The sequence below is a fragment of the Haematobacter genomosp. 1 genome, assembly GCF_002196855.1.
GTDB lineage: Bacteria > Pseudomonadota > Alphaproteobacteria > Rhodobacterales > Rhodobacteraceae > Haematobacter.
Map to the genome: position 1 here is coordinate 1 of NZ_NIPW01000002.1, position 19,707 is coordinate 19,707.

Annotated in this window: 14 protein-coding genes and 1 tRNA gene; 1 reads left to right on the top strand and 14 read right to left on the bottom strand. The window is 63.5% G+C overall.

Translation table 11 applies throughout. The annotated features are described in order from the left end of the window. Positions 1-105: 105 nt before the first annotated feature. The 13 genes from fusA to secE all read right to left on the bottom strand — a co-directional run bounded on the left by fusA (position 106) and on the right by secE (position 17,859). On the bottom strand, positions 106-2,220 hold the full coding sequence (gene fusA / locus CDV49_RS00025) for an elongation factor G (RefSeq protein ID WP_088213553.1): 2,115 nt from the start codon (positions 2,218-2,220) through the stop codon (positions 106-108). A gap of 18 nt (positions 2,221-2,238) precedes the next feature. Continuing rightward, complete coding sequence (rpsG, locus tag CDV49_RS00030; protein ID WP_035747201.1) at positions 2,239-2,709, bottom strand: 30S ribosomal protein S7; 471 nt, start codon at positions 2,707-2,709, stop codon at positions 2,239-2,241. Positions 2,710-2,721: 12 nt separating this feature from the next. After that, positions 2,722-3,093 carry a 30S ribosomal protein S12 gene (gene rpsL, locus CDV49_RS00035; RefSeq protein WP_010399029.1) on the bottom strand — a complete coding sequence of 124 codons (372 nt, stop codon included), beginning with the start codon at positions 3,091-3,093 and terminating at the stop codon, positions 2,722-2,724. A gap of 260 nt (positions 3,094-3,353) precedes the next feature. Further along, entirely contained in the window at positions 3,354-4,244 is an 891-nt protein-coding gene (locus CDV49_RS00040; protein WP_256947163.1) for a DMT family transporter, read from the bottom strand. A gap of 824 nt (positions 4,245-5,068) precedes the next feature. Continuing rightward, positions 5,069-9,307 (bottom strand): DNA-directed RNA polymerase subunit beta', encoded by a 4,239-nt coding sequence (gene rpoC / locus CDV49_RS00045; protein WP_088213555.1) that lies wholly within the window; start codon positions 9,305-9,307, stop codon positions 5,069-5,071. 46 nt (positions 9,308-9,353) lie between these two features. Further along, positions 9,354-13,484, bottom strand: a complete 4,131-nt coding sequence (gene rpoB / locus CDV49_RS00050) for a DNA-directed RNA polymerase subunit beta (RefSeq protein ID WP_088213556.1) — start codon at positions 13,482-13,484, stop codon at positions 9,354-9,356. 237 nt (positions 13,485-13,721) lie between these two features. After that, a complete protein-coding gene (gene rplL, locus CDV49_RS00055) occupies positions 13,722-14,102 on the bottom strand; it encodes a 50S ribosomal protein L7/L12 (protein ID WP_035715091.1) in 381 nt (126 codons plus the stop codon). Positions 14,103-14,173: 71 nt separating this feature from the next. Next, entirely contained in the window at positions 14,174-14,689 is a 516-nt protein-coding gene (gene rplJ, locus CDV49_RS00060) for a 50S ribosomal protein L10 (protein WP_035715088.1), read from the bottom strand. A gap of 236 nt (positions 14,690-14,925) precedes the next feature. Continuing rightward, the gene (gene rplA / locus CDV49_RS00065) at positions 14,926-15,627 is read right to left on the bottom strand and encodes a 50S ribosomal protein L1 (RefSeq protein ID WP_088213557.1); all 702 of its coding nucleotides are present in this window, start codon (positions 15,625-15,627) and stop codon (positions 14,926-14,928) included. A gap of 3 nt (positions 15,628-15,630) precedes the next feature. Then, the gene (gene rplK / locus CDV49_RS00070) at positions 15,631-16,083 is read right to left on the bottom strand and encodes a 50S ribosomal protein L11 (protein WP_035747209.1); all 453 of its coding nucleotides are present in this window, start codon (positions 16,081-16,083) and stop codon (positions 15,631-15,633) included. Positions 16,084-16,160: 77 nt separating this feature from the next. Then, positions 16,161-16,694, bottom strand: a complete 534-nt coding sequence (gene nusG, locus CDV49_RS00075) for a transcription termination/antitermination protein NusG (RefSeq protein WP_088213558.1) — start codon at positions 16,692-16,694, stop codon at positions 16,161-16,163. A 188-nt stretch (positions 16,695-16,882) separates the two neighbouring features. Further along, positions 16,883-17,401: a VPLPA-CTERM sorting domain-containing protein gene (locus tag CDV49_RS00080; RefSeq protein WP_088213559.1), complete on the bottom strand. Its 519-nt coding sequence runs from the start codon at positions 17,399-17,401 to the stop codon at positions 16,883-16,885. Positions 17,402-17,658: 257 nt separating this feature from the next. Continuing rightward, the gene (gene secE, locus CDV49_RS00085) at positions 17,659-17,859 is read right to left on the bottom strand and encodes a preprotein translocase subunit SecE (RefSeq protein WP_035747215.1); all 201 of its coding nucleotides are present in this window, start codon (positions 17,857-17,859) and stop codon (positions 17,659-17,661) included. 125 nt (positions 17,860-17,984) lie between these two features. Here secE and CDV49_RS00090 point away from each other — a divergent pair, with 125 nt between their 5' ends. Further along, entirely contained in the window at positions 17,985-19,295 is a 1,311-nt protein-coding gene (locus CDV49_RS00090; protein ID WP_088213560.1) for an MFS transporter, read from the top strand. A gap of 36 nt (positions 19,296-19,331) precedes the next feature. Here CDV49_RS00090 and CDV49_RS00095 read toward each other — a convergent pair. Further along, positions 19,332-19,407: transfer RNA gene (locus CDV49_RS00095), tRNA-Trp, on the bottom strand. Positions 19,408-19,707: the final 300 nt, after the last annotated feature.

The following is a 19,707-nucleotide window of genomic DNA, read 5'->3' on the forward strand; positions in this document are numbered from 1 at the left end:
TTCAAACTTTGCCTTTGCCATGATGGCCTCCTGTTTCGTGTCACCGGATCGCGGATGCGCTCACGGCGGAATGGGTTCGGGTGGCGGGGACCGCCACCCCGCCGATCAGGCGTATTTCTTCTGGATCTCGTCCGAGATGTTCTGCGGCACGGCTTCGTAATGATCGAAGATCATCGTGAAGACGGCGCGACCCGAGGACATCGAGCGCAGCGTGTTGATGTAGCCGAACATGTTGGCCAGCGGCACCATCGAGTTGATCACGTTGGCATTGCCGCGGCTTTCCTGCCCCGTCACCATCCCCCGGCGCGAGGTCAGGTCGCCGATGATGCCGCCGGTGTATTCTTCCGGGGTCACCACCTCAACCTTCATGATCGGCTCCAGCAGCTTTGCGCCGGCCTTCTTCAGGCCTTCGCGCATCGCCGCACGGGACGCGATCTCGAACGCGAGGACCGAGGAGTCGACGTCGTGGAACGCACCGTCGATCAGCGCGACCTTGAAGTCGATCACCGGGAAGCCCGCCAGCGGACCGGAGTCCATGACCGACTTGATGCCCTTTTCGACGCCGGGGATGTATTCCTTCGGCACCGCACCGCCCACGATCTTCGCTTCGAACGAGTAGCCCTCGCCCGGCTCGGTCGGGGTGATGACGAGCTTCACGCGCGCGAACTGGCCGGTACCACCGGTCTGTTTCTTGTGCGTGTAGTCGATCTCCGCCTCGCGGGAGATGGTCTCCCGGTAAGCCACCTGCGGCGCGCCGATGTTTGCCTCGACCTTGAACTCGCGACGCATGCGGTCAACGAGGATGTCGAGGTGAAGCTCGCCCATGCCCTTCATGATCGTCTGGCCGGACTCGAAGTTGGTCTCGACGCGGAAGGACGGGTCTTCGGCGGACAGGCGAGCGAGCGCGAGGCCCATCTTCTCCTGGTCGGCCTTCGACTTCGGTTCCACCGCGATCTCGATCACCGGCTCCGGGAAGGTCATGGTTTCAAGAACCACCGGTTTCGCCGGATCACAGAGCGTGTCGCCCGTCGTCGTGTCCTTCAGCCCCGCCAGAGCGATGATGTCGCCTGCATAGGCTTCATCGATCTCTTCGCGGTTGATGGCGTGCATCATCATCATCCGGCCAACGCGCTCGCGCTTGCCCTTCGTCGCGTTCAGCATCTGGTCGCCCTTTTTGAGGACGCCGGAATAGAGACGCGTGAAGGTCAGTGAGCCGACGAAGGGGTCGTTCATGATCTTGAACGCCAGAGCCGAGAACGGCTCGTCGTCGGAGGCGTGACGCTCGATGTTCCGGGTTTCCGTCTCGTCACCCGGGGCGAAGCCGACATAGGCCGGAACGTCAAGCGGGCTCGGCAGATAGTCGACCACCGCGTTCAGCATCGGCTGGACGCCCTTGTTCTTGAAGGACGAGCCGGCGAGGATCGGCACGAAGGTCATGGAGAGGCAGCCCTTGCGGATCAGTTTCCGCAGGGTGTCGACGTCGGGCTCCTCACCTTCGAGGTAGGCCTCCATCGCCGCATCGTCCATTTCCACCGCGAGCTCGATGAGCTTGCCGCGCCATTCGTCCGCGACATCCTTCAGCTCGTCACGGATCGGCTGACGGGTCCAGGACGCGCCGAGATCCTCACCTTTCCAGGTCCACTCTTCCTGAGTGACCAGGTCGATGATGCCTTCGAGCTTGTCTTCCGCACCGATGGGGAGCGCGACCGGGGCCGGGGTGGCGCCGGTGCGATCCTTGATCATCTGCACGCACTTGAAGAAGTCCGCGCCGATCTTGTCCATCTTGTTGACATAGACGATCCGCGGAACCTTGTAGCGGTCGGCCTGACGCCACACCGTCTCGGTCTGCGGCTCGACGCCAGCGTTCGCGTCCAGAAGGCACACGGCCCCGTCGAGCACCGCGAGCGAGCGCTCCACCTCGATGGTGAAGTCGACGTGGCCGGGGGTGTCGATGATGTTGAACCGGTACTTCGGCCCCTCATGGGTGCCGTCCTCGGTCCGCTGCCAGAAGGTCGTGGTCGCAGCAGAGGTGATCGTGATCCCCCGCTCCTGCTCCTGTTCCATCCAGTCCATCGTCGCGGCGCCGTCATGCACCTCGCCGATCTTGTGGCTCTTGCCCGTGTAATAGAGGATGCGCTCCGTCGTCGTGGTTTTACCCGCGTCGATGTGAGCCATGATCCCGAAGTTACGGTAGAGCTCGAGGGGATATTCGCGTGCCATGGTCGGTGCTCCTGCCGCTTACCAGCGGTAGTGGCTGAACGCCTTGTTCGCGTCGGCCATCTTGTGGGTGTCTTCGCGCTTCTTCACCGCGGTGCCACGGTTGTTCGCAGCATCCAGAAGCTCGCCGGCGAGGCGCTCTTCCATGGTGTTTTCGTTGCGCTTGCGGGCAGCCGTGATGAGCCAGCGGATCGCCAGCGCTTCACGGCGCTCGATGCGGACTTCCACCGGAACCTGGTAGGTCGCACCGCCCACACGGCGGGAACGGACCTCGACGGCCGGCTTCACATTGTCCAGCGCCTCGTGGAACACTTCGACCGGGGCGCGTTTCACGCGGCCCTCGACGCGGTCGAGTGCGTTGTAGACGATGGCTTCCGCGACCGACTTCTTGCCGTCGATCATCAGGTTGTTCATGAATTTGGTCAGCACGGTGTCGCCGAACTTGGCGTCCGGCAGAACTTCGCGCTTCTCGGCAGCGTGACGACGGGACATGCCCAGATCTCCTTACTTCGGACGCTTCGCGCCGTATTTCGAACGGCGTTGACGACGGTCCTTGACGCCTTGCGTGTCGAGCACGCCGCGCAGGATGTGATAGCGGACGCCCGGAAGGTCTTTCACCCGGCCGCCACGGATCAGGACCACCGAGTGCTCCTGAAGGTTGTGCTTTTCGCCCGGAATGTAGCTGATCACCTCGAAACCGTTGGTCAGCCGCACTTTGGCGACCTTCCGCATGGCCGAGTTCGGCTTCTTCGGCGTCGTCGTGTAGACGCGCGTGCAGACGCCGCGCTTTTGCGGGCAGGATTGGAGGTGCTGCGACTTAGAGCGCTGCACCTTGGGCTGCCGCGGCTTGCGGATCAGCTGTTGGATAGTCGGCATTCCGGTTCCCCGTGTTGCATCCGTTCTCGTCATCGGCGTCGCGCCTGTCCGCAAACGCCAAAACCGCATTCGTTCCCCTTCGCGGGGAACGACGCGGTGGAATTCCAGAGGATCGGGGCTTTCGCCCGGATCATGACCACATCAGTTTATGAGCAGGGGCAGCAGAAGACGCACTTCGCCACCCGGGTGACGCGCCGTATATGGGGAGTCGGGGGGGATGTCAACAGGCGTCCCGGCCCGAACGCCGCGTCGCAAGGGCGTCAGTCGGCCGCCACGCTCCCCGAAAGCCGCGATGCCGCGCGCTCCGCCACATGCTCGCGATAGATGGTGAACAGTCCCGCGGCAATGACGATTCCCGCCCCGGCAAGGGTCAGCGGATCGGGCCAGACGCCGAAGAACGCAAGCCCGAGGAGCAGCGACCACACCATCCCCGTGTAGCGGAACGGACCCACGACAGAGAGGTCGCCGAGCCGTATCGCCCCGATGCTGAGCACATAGCCCACGGACACCGCCACGGAAGCCGTGATGATCCGCAGGATGTCCACGGCCGCCAACGGCCTCCATTCGCCCGCCACCGCCGCGCCTATGCCGGAGAAGACGACCAGCACCACCCCCATGGTGAGGGCCGCCGTCATCGACGGAACAGCAGGGGAGAGCTTCCGCGTGCACAGTTCCCGCAGGATGACCGTCACCACGCAGGCGGAGACGTAAAGCGCACCGGGAGAGAATCCCTCCGGCCCCGGCCTGACGATGAGCAGCACCCCGAGGAAACCCACCAGAATCGCCCCCAGCCGCCGCCAGCCGATCGGCTCCTTGAGAAAGATCGCCGCCGCCAGAGTAAGGAACAGCGGGACGGACTGCAGGATCGCCGTGGCATTGGGCAATGGAATGCGCGACAGACCTTCCAGATACAGCACCGCGCTGACCGCTTCCGCGAAACTCCGGGCGAGGCAGAGCGTCCAGTCACGGCGTGACAGGTCGAACCGCGGCGGCGCAAAGAACCCGGAGGCAACCGCAAGCAGCAGCAGAACGGCCAGCCCCCGCAGAAACTGTGCCTGAAAGAGCGGCACGTGCCCGAGGATGGCCTTCATCAGCGCATCGTTCACCGTGAAGGCGCCCACTGCTGCAATCATCAGCAGCGCGCCGCGCATATTGGCCGTCCTCGGCATCGGATAAGCCTTCAACCCCCCGGAACCCGTCGGTAATAACCCGTCGGCCCTCAAGACGCCTTAGCACGGTGCGCGGGAGGCGACTGCGTATTTGCGTCATTCTATGTCGCATTTGAAGCAAGCCAGCGAAAATGCTGAGCGAGGAGGCTTCGGCCCCCGTCCCCGTCATCAGGCCGGAACTTCTGCGAAGAGTCCGCCGCGGGCATCCGCGAAGGAAATGGGCCGGGTTTCGCCGGATATTTGGGTATCGCCGGGCGGAAATGCCCTTTTGACCGAAGTAGGGAGAGCCTCTCGGCAGGACCGGAGGCACCCTGCCCCGCGAAAGAGGATGGCCTTACAGGTTTCTGAAAAACGCTCTCTCGGTCCGTTGGAGCGGAAATCCTTCGGGATTCAGAAAATCCGGCCGGAAATAGGCACATGGCGGATCATTCCGATGCCGATTTCCCGATCGGCGGAACGGAGGCCTGACACTCCAGAACTTTCGGCAGCCTTCAAAGCGAAGAAAGGAAAGCGCGATGCATTGCGGAAGTATGCGCATTGGTGCGGAAGAGCGGCCTCTCAGCCAGGATCGGCCGCGCTCTCCTGAAACAGCATGGTGCCGTGCCACCCCGCGCACCTTCTCCCAAGCACACCAGCCCCCCACAGATCGGCCCAACGAGCGCATCTGCGCATAGCCATCCCCCTAGAGGAAACGGGCCGACCGCGTGCGCCGGACCGACCTCCACTGCAGCGCCCGGAAAACCGGTCGCCCTCCTCAAAAGCAAAACGCCCCGCTTGAGCGGGGCGTTTCACATTCCTGCCGAGGATCAATCCCGGTTTTCGGTGGTTTCCACCAGACCGGCATCGTTCTCCAGATCGACCACATCCAGCGGCGCCGCAAGCTGCACGGCCTGTTCGGCTTCCGCCCGCTTCTGATCGATGACCTTCTGGTCGCGATCCGTCGCGATACGGCGTACACGGCTGGTCGCGCCACCGGTCCCGGCCGGGATGAGCCGGCCGACGATGACGTTCTCCTTCAGCCCGACAAGCTTGTCGCGCTTGCCTTGCACCGCCGCCTCGGTCAGCACCCGCGTCGTCTCCTGGAAGGAAGCGGCGGAAATGAAGCTGCGCGTCTGCAGCGAGGCCTTGGTGATGCCGAGCAGGATGGGCTCCGCCTGCGCCGGACGCAGGCCTTGGGCCTCCGCCTTGGCGTTGGTTTCGTCCAGCTCCTGCTTGTCGACATGCTCGCCCTTGAGCAGCGTCGTCTCGCCGGAGTCGAGGATCTCCCATTTCTGCAGCATCTGGCGAACGATCACCTCGATGTGCTTGTCGTTGATCTTCACGCCCTGCAGACGATAGACGTCCTGCACCTCGTCGATCAGGTAGTTGGCCAGCGCCTCGATCCCCTGAATCCGCAGGATGTCATGCGGAGCCGGGTTGCCGTCCATGATGTAGTCACCCTTCTGCACGAAGTCGCCTTCCTGCACCGGGATGTGCTTGCCTTTCGGCACCATGTATTCGACGGCTTGGAGCGTCTCGTCCACCGGTTCGATGGCGATGCGGCGCTTGTTCTTGTAGTCCTTGCCGAAGCGCACATAGCCATCCAGTTCGGCGATGATCGCGTGATCCTTCGGACGACGGGCCTCGAACAGTTCCGCCACGCGGGGAAGACCCCCGGTGATGTCCTTGGTCTTGGCGCCTTCGCGCGGGATCCGCGCCACCACGTCACCGGCCTTCACGTCCTGCCCGTCCTCGACCGACAGAATCGCGTCCACCGACATCGGATAGGAGATCGGGTGGCCCTGCTCATTGCGGACAGGTTCGCCGGTCTCGGCATCCATGACGATGATCTCGGGCTTCAGCTCGTTGCCTTTCGGCGCCGACCGCCAGTCCGAGACGATCTTCTGGGTCATGCCGGTTGCATCGTCCGTCTCCTCGCGCACCGAGATGCCCGAGACGAGATCGACGAACTTCGCTTGACCGGCCTTCTCCGCGATGATCGGCAGGGTGTAGGGGTCCCATTCGAAGAGCTTGTTGCCGCGCTTGACGGACTGGCCCTCCTTCACGAACACCTTCGACCCGTAGAGCAGCTTGTGCGAGGCCCGTTCCACGCCGTTCTCGTCGATGATGGCGAGCGACATGTTCCGGCCCATCACGATCTGCTCGCCCGAGGCGTTGGCAAGAAGGTTCGGGTTGCGGAACTCGATCACGCCTTCCTGCGACGATTCGAGGAACGATTGCTGGCCGCCCTGCGCGATGCCGCCGATGTGGAAGGTCCGCATCGTCAGCTGCGTGCCGGGTTCACCGATGGACTGCGCCGCGATGATGCCGACGGCCTCACCGACGTTCACCATCGTGCCCCGGGCAAGGTCGCGCCCGTAGCAGGTGGCGCAGACGCCCTCCTCCGCCTCACAGGTGAGCGGGCTGCGGATCTTGACGGTGGGCACGCCCAGCGTCTCGACCGCATCGGCCTTGCGCTCGTCGATCAGTTCGCCAAGGCTCACGATCACCTCGTCGGTGCCGGGGACATAGACATCCTCGGCAGCGACCCGGCCCAGCACACGTTCGCCCAGCGACGCCACCACCTCACCGTCGTTCACCGCGGCGGAGGCCGTGATGTAACGGTCGGTGCCGCAGTCGTTCGACCGGACGATGCAGTCCTGCGCCACGTCCACCAGACGACGGGTCAGGTAGCCGGAGTTCGCGGTCTTGAGCGCGGTATCCGCCAGACCCTTCCGGGCGCCGTGCGTCGAGTTGAAGTATTCAAGAACGGTCAGACCTTCCTTGAAGTTCGAGATGATCGGCGTCTCGATGATCTCACCCGACGGCTTGGCCATCAGGCCGCGCATCCCGCCGAGCTGCTTCATCTGGGCAGGCGAACCCCGCGCCCCGGAGTGGGACATCATGTAGACCGAGTTCGGCTCCATCTCCCGGCCCATGTCGTCCTTACGGACGGCCGAGATCTCGCCCATCATCGCACCGGCGACGGCGTCGGAGCATTTCGACCAGGCATCGACGACCTTGTTGTACTTCTCACCCTGGGTGATCAGGCCGTCCATGTATTGCTGTTCGAATTCCTTCACCTGCTCCTGCGTGTTCTCCACGATCTCCCATTTCTTGACCGGGATGACCATGTCGTCCTTGCCGAAGGAGATGCCGGCCTTGAAGGCCTCGCGGAAGCCAAGCCCCATGATCTGGTCGCAGAAGATCACCGATTCCTTCTGGCCGCAGTAGCGGTAGACGGTGTCGATGACGTTCTGGACGTCCTTCTTGCGGAGCAGGCGGTTCACCAGTTCGAACGGCGCCTTGGCGTTGAGCGGCAGCAGGTTGCCGAGGCGCAGACGGCCCGGGGTCGTCTCGTAGCGCTTGACGATCTCGTTGCCTTCGCCGTCGATCTGCTTGATCCGCGCGATGATCTTGGCGTGCAGATGCACCTCACCGGCGGCGAGCGCGTGCTCCACCTCCTCGATGGCGGTGAAGGCCATGCCTTCGCCCTTCATGCCCTCACGCTGCATGGTCGTGTAGTAGAGACCAAGCACCATGTCCTGCGACGGCACGATGATCGGCGCGCCGTTCGCAGGCGACAGCACGTTGTTCGTGGACATCATCAGGACGCGGGCCTCAAGCTGGGCTTCCAGCGAGAGGGGAACGTGAACGGCCATCTGGTCGCCGTCGAAGTCGGCGTTGAACGCGGAGCAGACCAGCGGGTGAAGCTGGATCGCCTTGCCTTCGATCAGGATCGGCTCGAAGGCCTGGATGCCCAGACGGTGCAGCGTCGGCGCGCGGTTCAGCAGGACGGGGTGTTCGCGGATGACTTCATCCAGGATGTCCCAGACCTCCGGGCGCTCCTTCTCGACCAGCTTCTTCGCCTGCTTGACGGTGGAGGACAGACCCTTCGCCTCAAGCCGCGAATAGATGAACGGCTTGAACAGTTCGAGCGCCATCTTCTTGGGCAGGCCGCATTGGTGCAGCTTCAGTTCCGGCCCGGTCACGATGACCGAACGGCCGGAGAAGTCCACCCGCTTGCCCAGAAGGTTCTGACGGAACCGGCCCTGTTTCCCCTTCAGCATGTCGGAGAGCGATTTCAGCGGGCGCTTGTTGGTGCCCGTGATCACGCGGCCCCGGCGCCCGTTGTCGAACAGCGCGTCCACGGCTTCCTGAAGCATCCGCTTTTCGTTGCGCACGATGATGTCGGGCGCACGGAGTTCGATCAACCGCTTCAGACGGTTGTTCCGGTTGATAACCCGGCGGTAGAGGTCGTTCAGGTCGGACGTGGCGAACCGGCCGCCGTCCAGCGGGACCAGCGGGCGCAGCTCCGGCGGGATCACCGGCAGCACGGTCAGGATCATCCACTCGGGACGGTTGCCCGACTCGAGGAACGACTCGACGATCTTCAGCCGCTTGATGATCTTCTTCGGCTTCAGTTCGCCCGTGGCTTCCTTCAGTTCCTCGCGGAGCTGATCGGCGGTGGAAGCAAGGTCGATCGCGGCCAGCATCTCACGGATCGCTTCGGCGCCGATATTCGCCGTGAACGCATCCGCGCCATACTGATCCTGCGCGTCGAGGAATTCCTCCTCCGTCATGAGCTGACCGTAGGTGAGATCGGTCAGACCCGGCTCGATGACGACATAGTTCTCGAAGTAGAGGATCCGCTCCAGATCCCGGAGCGTCATGTCGAGCATGAGGCCGATGCGGGACGGCAGCGACTTCAGGAACCAGATGTGGGCGACCGGCGCGGCGAGCTCGATATGGCCCATCCGCTCGCGGCGCACCTTCTGGAGCGTCACTTCCACACCGCATTTCTCGCAGACGACGCCGCGATACTTCATGCGCTTGTATTTGCCGCACAGGCATTCGTAGTCCTTGATCGGGCCAAAAATGCGCGCGCAGAACAGACCGTCACGCTCGGGTTTGAACGTGCGGTAGTTGATGGTTTCGGGCTTCTTGATCTCACCGTAGGACCAAGAAAGAATCCGCTCGGGCGAGGCCAGCGAGATCTTGATCTCGTCGAACTGTTTCGGCGCCGCGAGCGGGTTGAACGGATTGGTGGTGAGTTCCTGGTTCATGCCAAGTCCTTAAAACTGGGGTGGGTGAGGAGGGCGAAGGCCGCCCTCACTCTTCCTCCGCATCCAGGAGTTCCATGTTGAGGCCGAGGCCCCGGACTTCTTTCACGAGCACGTTGAAGCTCTCGGGAACGCCGGCCTCGAAGTTGTCTTCACCCTTGACGATGGACTCATAGACCTTGGTCCGCCCCGCCACGTCATCCGACTTGACGGTGAGCATTTCCTGCAACGTGTAGGCCGCACCGTAGGCTTCGAGCGCCCAGACCTCCATCTCGCCGAGCCGCTGGCCGCCGAACTGGGCCTTGCCGCCCAGCGGTTGCTGCGTGACGAGGCTGTAAGGCCCGGTGGAACGCGCGTGCAGCTTGTCGTCGACGAGGTGGTGAAGCTTCAGCATGTACTTCACGCCGACCGTCACCGGCCGGGCGAACTGCTCGCCGGAGCGACCGTCGAACACGATGGACTGGCCGGACTTGTCGAAGCCTGCCCGGACCAGCGCGTCGTTGACGTCCGCTTCCTTCGCCCCGTCGAAGACCGGGGTCGCGATCGGAACGCCGCGGGTCACATTGCCCGCCGCCTCCAGAAGCGCGGCCTCGTCCATGCCGGAGAAAGCGTCTTCATAGGTCTCGTCGCCGTAGGCGAAGCGCACGGCTTCCTTGACCGGGGTCAGATCGCCGTTGCGGCGATACTCGCGCAGCGCCTCGTCGATCTGGAGACCCAGACCACGCGCCGCCCAACCCATGTGGGTTTCGAGGATCTGACCGACGTTCATCCGCGACGGCACGCCCAGCGGGTTCAGCACGAAGTCTACCGGAGTCCCGTCGGCGAGGAAGGGCATGTCTTCCATCGGCACGACCTTGGAGATGACGCCCTTGTTGCCGTGACGGCCGGCCATCTTGTCGCCCGGTTGCAGCTTGCGCTTCACCGCCACGAACACCTTGACCGACTTCATCACGCCAGGCGCCAGATCGTCGCCGCGGCGGACCTTTTCCACCTTGTCTTCGAACCGGTTCTCCAGCGCGCGTTTCTGCACGTCGAACTGGTCGTTGAGCGCCTCGACCTCCTTGGCCTCCGCGTCATCGGCGAGCGCGAGCTGCCACCACTGGCCGCGCGACAGCGTGCCCAGCAGTTCCTCGGTGATTTCCGAACCCGGCTTCACGCCCTTCGGACCCTTCACCGCGGCCTTGCCGAGGATCAGTTGCCGCAGGCGGGCGTAGAAGTTGCGCTCGAGAATCTCCAGCTCGTCGTCCCGGTCGCGGGACAGGCGCTCGATTTCCTCACGCTCGATCTGAAGCGACCGCTCGTCCTTGTCGACGCCGTGACGGTTGAAGACCCGCACTTCCACGATGGTCCCGTAGGCCCCCGGCGGCAGGCGGAGCGAGGTATCCCGCACGTCCGACGCCTTTTCCCCGAAGATGGCGCGGAGCAGTTTCTCCTCCGGCGTCATCGGGCTTTCGCCCTTCGGGGTGATCTTGCCGACGAGAATGTCCCCCGGCCCCACTTCGGCGCCGATATAGACGATGCCCGCCTCGTCGAGGTTGCGCAGCGCTTCCTCACCGACGTTCGGGATGTCGCGGGTGATCTCCTCCGGCCCGAGCTTGGTGTCACGCGCGGCGACTTCGTACTCCTCGATATGGATCGAGGTATAGACGTCGTCACGGAGAATCCGCTCGGAGATCAGGATCGAGTCCTCATAGTTGTAGCCGTTCCAGGGCATGAACGCGACGACGATGTTCCGGCCAAGCGCCAGTTCACCCATGTCGGTGGACGGGCCGTCCGCGATCACCTCGTTCCGCGCCACCGTATCGCCCACCTTCACCAGCGGACGCTGGTTGATGCAGGACGACTGGTTGGACCGCTTGAACTTGCGCAGGCGGTAGATGTCCACGCCCGGCTCGCCCGGTTCCAGAAGTTCGGTCGCCCGGACGACGATACGCGTCGCGTCCACTTGGTCGATGACACCGCCGCGGCGGGCCATGATCGCGGCGCCGGAATCGCGGGCCACGGTGCTCTCGATGCCGGTGCCGACGAACGGCGCTTCCGACCGCAGGAGCGGCACGGCCTGACGCTGCATGTTGGAGCCCATCAGCGCGCGGTTGGCGTCGTCGTTCTCAAGGAACGGGATCAGCGCCGCGGCCACCGAAACGAGCTGCTTCGGCGACACGTCGATGAGATCGACGGCCTCCACCGGATTGAGCATGAACTCGCCCGCCTTGCGGGTGGAGATCAGCTCATCCACGAAGCGCCCGTCTTCGTCGAGGCTCGCGTTCGCCTGCGCGACGGTGTGGCGCATCTCCTCCGTGGCGGAGATATAGACCACATCATCCGTCACCTGACCTTCCTTCACCTTGCGGTAGGGGGTCTCGATGAAGCCATACTTGTTGACGCGGGCGAAGGTGGCGAGACTGTTGATAAGGCCGATGTTCTGGCCTTCGGGCGTCTCGATCGGGCACATCCGGCCGTAGTGGGTCGGGTGAACGTCGCGCACCTCGAAGCCCGCGCGCTCACGCGTCAGACCGCCCGGCCCGAGCGCGGAGAGACGACGCTTGTGCGTGACTTCCGAGAGCGGGTTGGTCTGGTCCATGAACTGCGAGAGCTGCGAGGAGCCGAAGAACTCCCGCACCGCCGCCGCCGCCGGCTTCGCGTTGATGAGATCCTGCGGCATCACCGTGTCGATCTCGACGGAGGACATGCGCTCCTTGATCGCGCGCTCCATGCGGAGCAGCCCGACGCGGTACTGGTTCTCCATCAGTTCGCCGACGGAACGCACCCGGCGGTTGCCGAGGTGGTCGATGTCGTCGATCTCACCCTTGCCGTCGCGCAGTTCCACGAGACCGCGGATACAGGCGATGATGTCCTCCTTGCGCAGCGTGCGCTGCGTGTCGGGGGCATTGAGGGCGAGGCGCATGTTCATCTTCACGCGGCCCACGGCGGACAGGTCGTAGCGCTCGCTGTCGAAGAACAGCGTGTCGAAAAGCACGGAAGCGGCTTCGACGGTCGGCGGCTCGCCCGGACGCATGACGCGGTAGATGTCCATGAGCGCGGTATCGCGGTTCATGTTCTTGTCCGCGGCCATCGTGTTGCGGATGTAGGGGCCGACATTGATGTTGTCGATGTCCAGCACCGGGATCTCGGTGATCCCGTTGTCCAGCAGCACTTTCAGGCTGCCGCCCTTCACTTCGCCGTCGCGGTCGTATTCGAGCGTGATCTCGTCCCCGGCCTCGACATAGATCGCGCCGGTTTCCTCGTTGATGATATCCTTCGCCACATAGCGGCCGACGATGGAATCGTAGGGAACCAGAAGCTCGGTGACCTTGCCCTCGTCGGTCAGCTTCTTGACCATGCGCGGGGTCATCTTGTCCCCGGCCTTGCAGATGATCTCGCCGGTGTCGGCATCCACGAGGTCGAAGGTCGGACGGGTGCCGCGCACGCGCTCGGGGAAGAATTTCGTCACCCAGCCGCGGTTCTTCTCCAGCCGGTAGCCCACCACGTCGTAGAAGGCGTCCATGATGCCTTCCTGATCCATGCCGAGGGCATAGAGCAGCGTCGTCACCGGCAGCTTCCGGCGACGGTCGATACGCGCAAAGACGATATCCTTGGCGTCGAATTCGAAGTCCAGCCAGGAGCCGCGATAGGGAATGATCCGGCAGGCGAAGAGCAGTTTGCCCGAGGAATGCGTCTTGCCCTTGTCATGGTCGAAGAACACGCCCGGAGAGCGGTGCATCTGCGACACGATGACACGTTCGGTCCCGTTCACGATGAACGTCCCGTTCGACGTCATCAGGGGCATGTCGCCCATGTAGACGTCCTGTTCCTTGATGTCCTTGACCGACTTCGCGCCGGTCGTCTCATCGACATCGAACACGATGAGGCGGAGCGTGACCTTCAGCGGAGCCGAGAAGGTCATGTCGCGCTGCTGGCATTCCTCAACGTCGTATTTCGGCTTCTCGAGATCGTATTTCACGAATTCGAGAACGGCGGTCTCGTTGAAATCCTTGATCGGAAAGACGGACTGGAAGACACCCTGGATGCCTTCACCGTCCAGCGCCTTGGGGCCATCCCCGGAGCGAAGGAACAGGTCATAGGAAGATTTCTGAACCTCGATGAGGTTCGGCATCTCCAGAACTTCGCGGATTTTGCCGTAGTAGCGGCGGATGCGCTTCTGGCCAACGTAATGCGCCATGCTCGTCGTCACCTTTCTATCTGCGGATCCACGGCCGTCGGGGCACCGGCGCGGACCGCTCTAGAAACAGGGGGCCAAGAGTTCCATTCATGCGGCCGTCCCACCGACCGCTCCCGAACCCTTTGCCGCGCCCTGGGAAAGACCCCTTGAAGGCCCTTGCCAAGACGCGATTGGCTGGAGAGGGAAAACCCTCTCCAGCCGCACGAAACCGTCAGGCGCAGGATGCGCCCGGCACGATTACTTGAGCTCGACCTTGGCGCCAGCCGCTTCGAGCTTCTTCTTGATTTCCTCGGCTTCCGCTTTCGGCGCAGCTTCTTTCACCGCTTTGCCGCCAGCTTCCACGAGGTCTTTGGCTTCTTTCAGGCCAAGACCGGTGATGGCGCGGACTTCTTTGATCACGTTGATCTTGTTCGCGCCGGCATCAACGAGGATCACGTCGAAATCGGTCTTTTCTTCTTCCGCAGCGGCAGCACCGCCAGCGGCAGGACCGGCAACCATCACCGCGCCGCCAGCAGCGGGCTCGATGCCGTATTCGTCCTTCAAGATGGTTTTCAGTTCTTGAGCCTGCAGCAGCGTGAGGTTCACGATTTGCTCGGCAAGGGCTTTCAGATCGGCCATTTCTCTGTTCCGTTCCAAGTTAGATGGGTTCCAACGTGCGGGTGTTCAACCCTACGAAGGCCATAGGTTGCTCAGGCGGCTTCCCGCTCCTCCAGGGTGGAGAGGATGCCCGCGATGTTCGATGCAGGTGCGCCAATCGCGCCGGCGATGTTGGAAGCCGGAGCGCCGATGCAGGACACGATCTGAGCAATGAGCTCTTCACGCGACGGCATGGACGCCACGGCCTTGACACCGGCCGGATCGAGGGCCGTGCTGCCCATGGAACCACCAAGAATGACGAATTTCTCCGTCGTCTTGGCGTATTCGTCAGCCACCTTCGCCGCAGCGACGGGGTCTTCGGAATAGGTGAGCACGGTCATGCCCTTGAGGAGGTCACCCAGGCTTTCGTTGGGCTTGCCCTCAAGGGCGATCTTGGCGAGCCTGTTCTTGGCAACGCGGACGGAGCCTCCGACCGTGCGCATGCGCGCCCGGAGGTCCTGCATCTGGGCAACCGTGAGACCTTCGTAGCGGGCAACCACCACGACGCCAGAGCTTTCGAAGATCTGGCCGAGTTCCTCGACCACTTTCTCTTTCTGGGCTCTATCCACAGTTCCACTCCAAGTTTGGGGGTTTCCCCCCGGCTCAGTTCTGCCTGCTTGCGCAGGCGTCGGGTCCGCGATGGTCCCGAGAGATCGCCCGGGGAAAGCCCCGGAATTCGCTCGTTCCCCATCTCAGGCAGGATATTAAGACCCGTTCGGATCACCCGCCGTCTCGGACAGGACAGGGCCTTGGGACTGCTCCCGGTGGCCCTGCCGTTCACCGGGCCGAAGCCCGGGAATTCTTGTCAGGCCTCGGCCGTGGCAGAGGTCAGATCGACAGACACGCCCGGCCCCATCGTGGAGGAAACCGACACCTTCTTGAGGTAGGTTCCCTTGGCACCGGCAGGCTTCGCACGGTTCACCGCGCCAACGAAGGCACGCAGGTTTTCGGCCAGCTTCGCCGGCTCGAAGGACACCTTGCCGATACCGGCATGGACGACGCCCGCCTTCTCGACCTTGAACTGCACTTCACCGCCCTTGGCAGCGGCCACGGCATTCGCCACATCCATCGTCACCGTCCCGACCTTCGGGTTCGGCATCAGGTTGCGCGGGCCGAGGATCTTGCCGAGGCGACCGACCAGCGGCATCATGTCCGGCGTCGCGATGCAACGGTCGAACTCGATCTTGCCGGACTGGATCGTCTCCATCAGGTCTTCGGCACCGACGATATCCGCACCGGCAGCCTTGGCCTCGTCGGCCTTGGCGCCACGGGCGAACACGGCGACGCGGACGGTCTTGCCCGTGCCGTTCGGCAGCTGGACGACACCACGGACCATCTGGTCGGCGTGACGCGGATCAACGCCGAGGTTCAGCGCGATCTCGACGGTCTCGTCGAATTTCGCAGTGGCCGCCTGCTTGACCAGCGACAACGCATCCTCAACCGAGAGGTTCGCCTTGCCGTCGAAGAGTTCCCGCGCATTGGCGGTGCGTTTTGCGAGCTTCGCCATGGCTTACCCTTTCACCTCGATACCGATCGACTTCGCGGAGCCGAGGATGATCTGCATCGCGGCTTCGACGTCGTTCGCCGAGAGGTCTTTCATCTTCGCTTCCGCGATCTGGCGGATCTGCGCGACGGTCACGGTGCCGGCCACTTCGCGGCCCGGCTTCACCGACCCCTTGGGACGGTTCCGCTTGCCGACCGGCTTCAGGCCAGCCGCCTTCTTGAGATAGAAGGACGCCGGAGACGTCTTCATCTCGAAGGAGAATGACTTGTCCGCGTAGTAGGTGATGACGGTCGGGATCGGCGACCCTTGCTCCATCTCCTGCGTGCGGGCGTTGAATTCCTTGCAGAACGCCATGATGTTGATGCCGCGCTGACCGAGTGCGGGACCAATCGGCGGGGACGGGTTGGCTTGCCCCGCCTTCACTTGCAGCTTGAGCTGCCCGACAACTTTCTTGGCCATATGGCCTCTCCTCTTTTCACAGCCCGGCAAGCGGGCGGTTTAGTGGTCCGGCGCTCTCACGCCTCCCACGGGATCGCTCAGGCGACCTTGGCCACCTGAGTGAATTCCAGCTCCACCGGCGTCGGCCGGCCGAAGATCGAGACGGTGACCTTGAGGCGGTTGGCCGCCTCGTCCACTTCCTCGACCATGCCGGCAAAGCCCTCGAAGGGCCCGTCCGACACCTTGACCTGCTCGCCGACCTCGAACCGGATGAGGTTGCGCGGCTGCGCCTCGCCCTCCTCCACCCGGTTCAGGATGGTATTCACTTCGGAGTCCCGCATGGGCATCGGCTTGCCCTGCGGACCCAGGAACCCGGTGACACGGTTGATCGAGGTGATCAGATGGTAACCACGGTTCGACATTTCCATATGCACAAGCACATAGCCCGGCATGAAGCGCCGCTCTGAAGTCACCTTCTTGCCGCGGCGAATTTCGATCACTTCCTCGGTCGGGACCAGAACCTCGTCGATCTGATCTTCGAGGCCAGCGTCGGCGACCGACTGCTTGATCTGCTCGGCGATCTTCTTCTCGAAGTTCGAGAGGACGCTCACCGAATACCAACGCTTCGCCATGCCGCGATACCCTTCCTGTGTCTGCTTCCAGAACAAAAAACAGCGCGCACGCCGAATCGCTGCACGCCGCCTGCGCCCTGGAACTGCGATCTACTACCCGCGCGCGGCCGCGAGCGCAAGTCATTCCGCAAAAGAACAAGCCCCGCCGGTGGACGGGGCCTGTCGGTTTCAGCGGTTCATAAAGCCGATCAGGCTTTGCGGCGGCGGGCGAGAGCGCCGAGGCCGAGGACGCCGGCGACCAGCAGGCCACCCGCGGCCGGAAGCGGAACCGGTGCCGGCACCGGAAGTTCTTCCTCAGCCTGTTGCGTCGCGGTGAACGCGAGCGCGATGGAGACGTTAGACGTCGCGCCGTTGGACAGGAAGGCGACCGAGAACGTTTCGCTCGTGGTCAGATCCGGCAGGTCGCCGCCAGCGGACCAGAAGGATCCCTGGTCGCCATAGGTGTTGAACACCGTCGAGTAGTCGCCGGACACGCTGGTGCCGAAGGTCACCTGTTCCAGCGACGTGCGTTGACCGAGCGCGGAGATGCCGAAGTCGAACGTGTAGGTCGTGTTCGGCGTAACCACGAAGACCAGTTCGTCGCCGACGCTCAGCGTCTGGAACCCGGAGGTGTAGGGGCCTTCGGAGTTGACGTCGATATAGTACGTCGCCGCGGACGCGGCGAACGGAAGGGCCGAAATGGCCACAGCTGCGAGAAGCGCTTTCATATTTTTATCCTTGCCAAAATCACATGCACTCCGTGCGGACAGCCCGCTTGCGCACCGTTTCGCCTGGGGGAGCGACGTACGCGCACGAAGATACACAAGGCAGAGAGGTGCCTTACAAATAGCTAAAATTCAAGAAATATCTCTTTAAGCGCGAGGATTCAGAGACAATGCAGCGTAAGGGCGATCAGGTCTTTCCGCAGATGCACAACAATGACCATGCAGGCGCGGCGACTGTGCATCAGTGCGCGAAAAACGCCCTATTGGGCAAAGAATCCCAGCAGCCATGTCAGACCATAGCGGATCGCCAGATCTATGAGGAAGAAGAAGACCGCCGCAACTGCCGCAAGCACGAACACCATCGTCGTGGTCAGCAGCACTTCGCGGCGGGTCGGCCAGACGACCTTACCGACTTCGGTGCGGACCTGCTGGATGAACTGGAGCGGGTTGGCCTTTGCCATTGCGGTTCCTTCGGGCTGGACGCGGTGCAGATACGCCCTCCCCACACAGAATACAAGTAAGAAGGGGTTGCGTTTGCACCCGGGGCGGGGAGAGTGCGCCTCATTCTGAGGAATGGAGAGATTTCATGGCGACCACAGTGGACGCAATCCTGTCGGAAACCGGGGTGGGGAGATTCCAGAAACGGCTCTTCGGCATCTTCGGGCTGGTGTGGGCAGCAGATGCGATGCAGGTGCTCTCCATCGGCTTCAGCGCCCCTTCCATCGCGGCGAGCTTCGGTCTGACGGTGCCACAGGCGCTCCAGACGGGGACGCTGTTCTTCCTGGGCATGTTCATCGGCGCGGCGCTGTTCGGGCGAATCGCCGACAAGATCGGGCGGCGCCGGGTGCTGATCGTGACTGTGGCCTGCGATGCGGTATTCGGGCTGGCCTCCGTCTTTGCGCCCAACTTCGAACTGCTGCTGATCGCCCGGTTCCTGACCGGCATGGCGGTGGGCGGCACCCTGCCCGTCGATTACGCGATGATGGCGGAATTCCTGCCGCCGAAGAACCGGGGCCGGTGGCTGGTCTATCTGGAGGGCTTCTGGGCTGTCGGCACGGTCATCGTGGCGTTGACGGCGTGGATCGCCTCCTCCTTCGGGGTGGCCGAGGCATGGCGCTGGATTTTCGCGATCGCCGCCATTCCGGCGCTGATCGGCTTCTGGCTGCGGCTCTGGGTGCCGGAATCGCCGCTCTACCTGCTGCGCACCGGCCAACAGGAGCAGGTGCGTGAGGTGCTGAACAAGGTCCGCGCCGCGAACGGCGCCGCCCCCCTGCCCCGCGACATGGCGATCACCCTGCCCGGCAGCACCGAAGGCGGCAGCATCTTCGCCCCCGCCCTCCGGTCGCGGACCATCGGGGTGCTGTTGCTGTGGTTCCTCGTCTCGATCTCCTACTATGGGGTGTTTACCTGGATACCGGCGCAGCTCGCCACCGGCGGTTTCGGCTTCGTCCGGGGTTATGGCTTCCTGGTTCTGGTGGCGCTGGCGCAGATCCCCGGCTATGCGCTTGCCGCTTACGGGGTGGAGGCCTGGGGGCGGAAGCCGACGCTCATCCTGTTCCTGCTGCTGAGCGCGCTTGGCTGCCTGCTGTTCACCGTGGCCGGAACCTCGACCCTCGTCGCGACCTCGCTGCTGCTCATGAGCTTTGCGCTGCTGGGAACATGGGGCGCCCTCTATGCATTCACGCCCGAACTCTATCCGACCTCCGTCCGTGCGACGGGGATGGGGGCTGCGGGCGCGATGGCGCGGCTTGGCGGCATCTGCGCTCCAACGGTCGTGGGGCTGGTGATTTCCTACAGCTTCGGCGTCACCGTGGGGCTGTTCGCCGCGCTGCTGGTATTGGGCGCGGTCGCTGCCCTTATGATCAACGCGGAAACGCGTAATCAGGCGCTCACCTGAGCGCCTCACCCTCTGTCCCGCGATGCTGGAAACGACTGGCAGGGGCAGGGGGACTCGAACCCACGACCCTCGGTTTTGGAGACCGATGCTCTACCAACTGAGCTATACCCCTGTGCCGTAGGGCGGTTGCTAAGGCAGCGGCCAGGGGAAAGCAAGCGTGAAATCGCACTCTGCCGAAACGTCGGGTCATGGGCGAAAGCCCCATCGGGAGCGGGCCGTTCGATCCGCGCATTCCGGCCTGCGAAAGCGCTGACTGCTCACGCGGGCGATGCCCCGGATCCGAATGGTTGAGCGGGATTGAAGCGCGCGGCAGGCACTTTCTGCGCCGTACTTCGACCGGCCCCAAAGGGCAAAGGCGCCACCCCTTTCGGAGCGGCGCCCTTTGGCGGGAGGCGTGGGGCGGAGCCCCGCC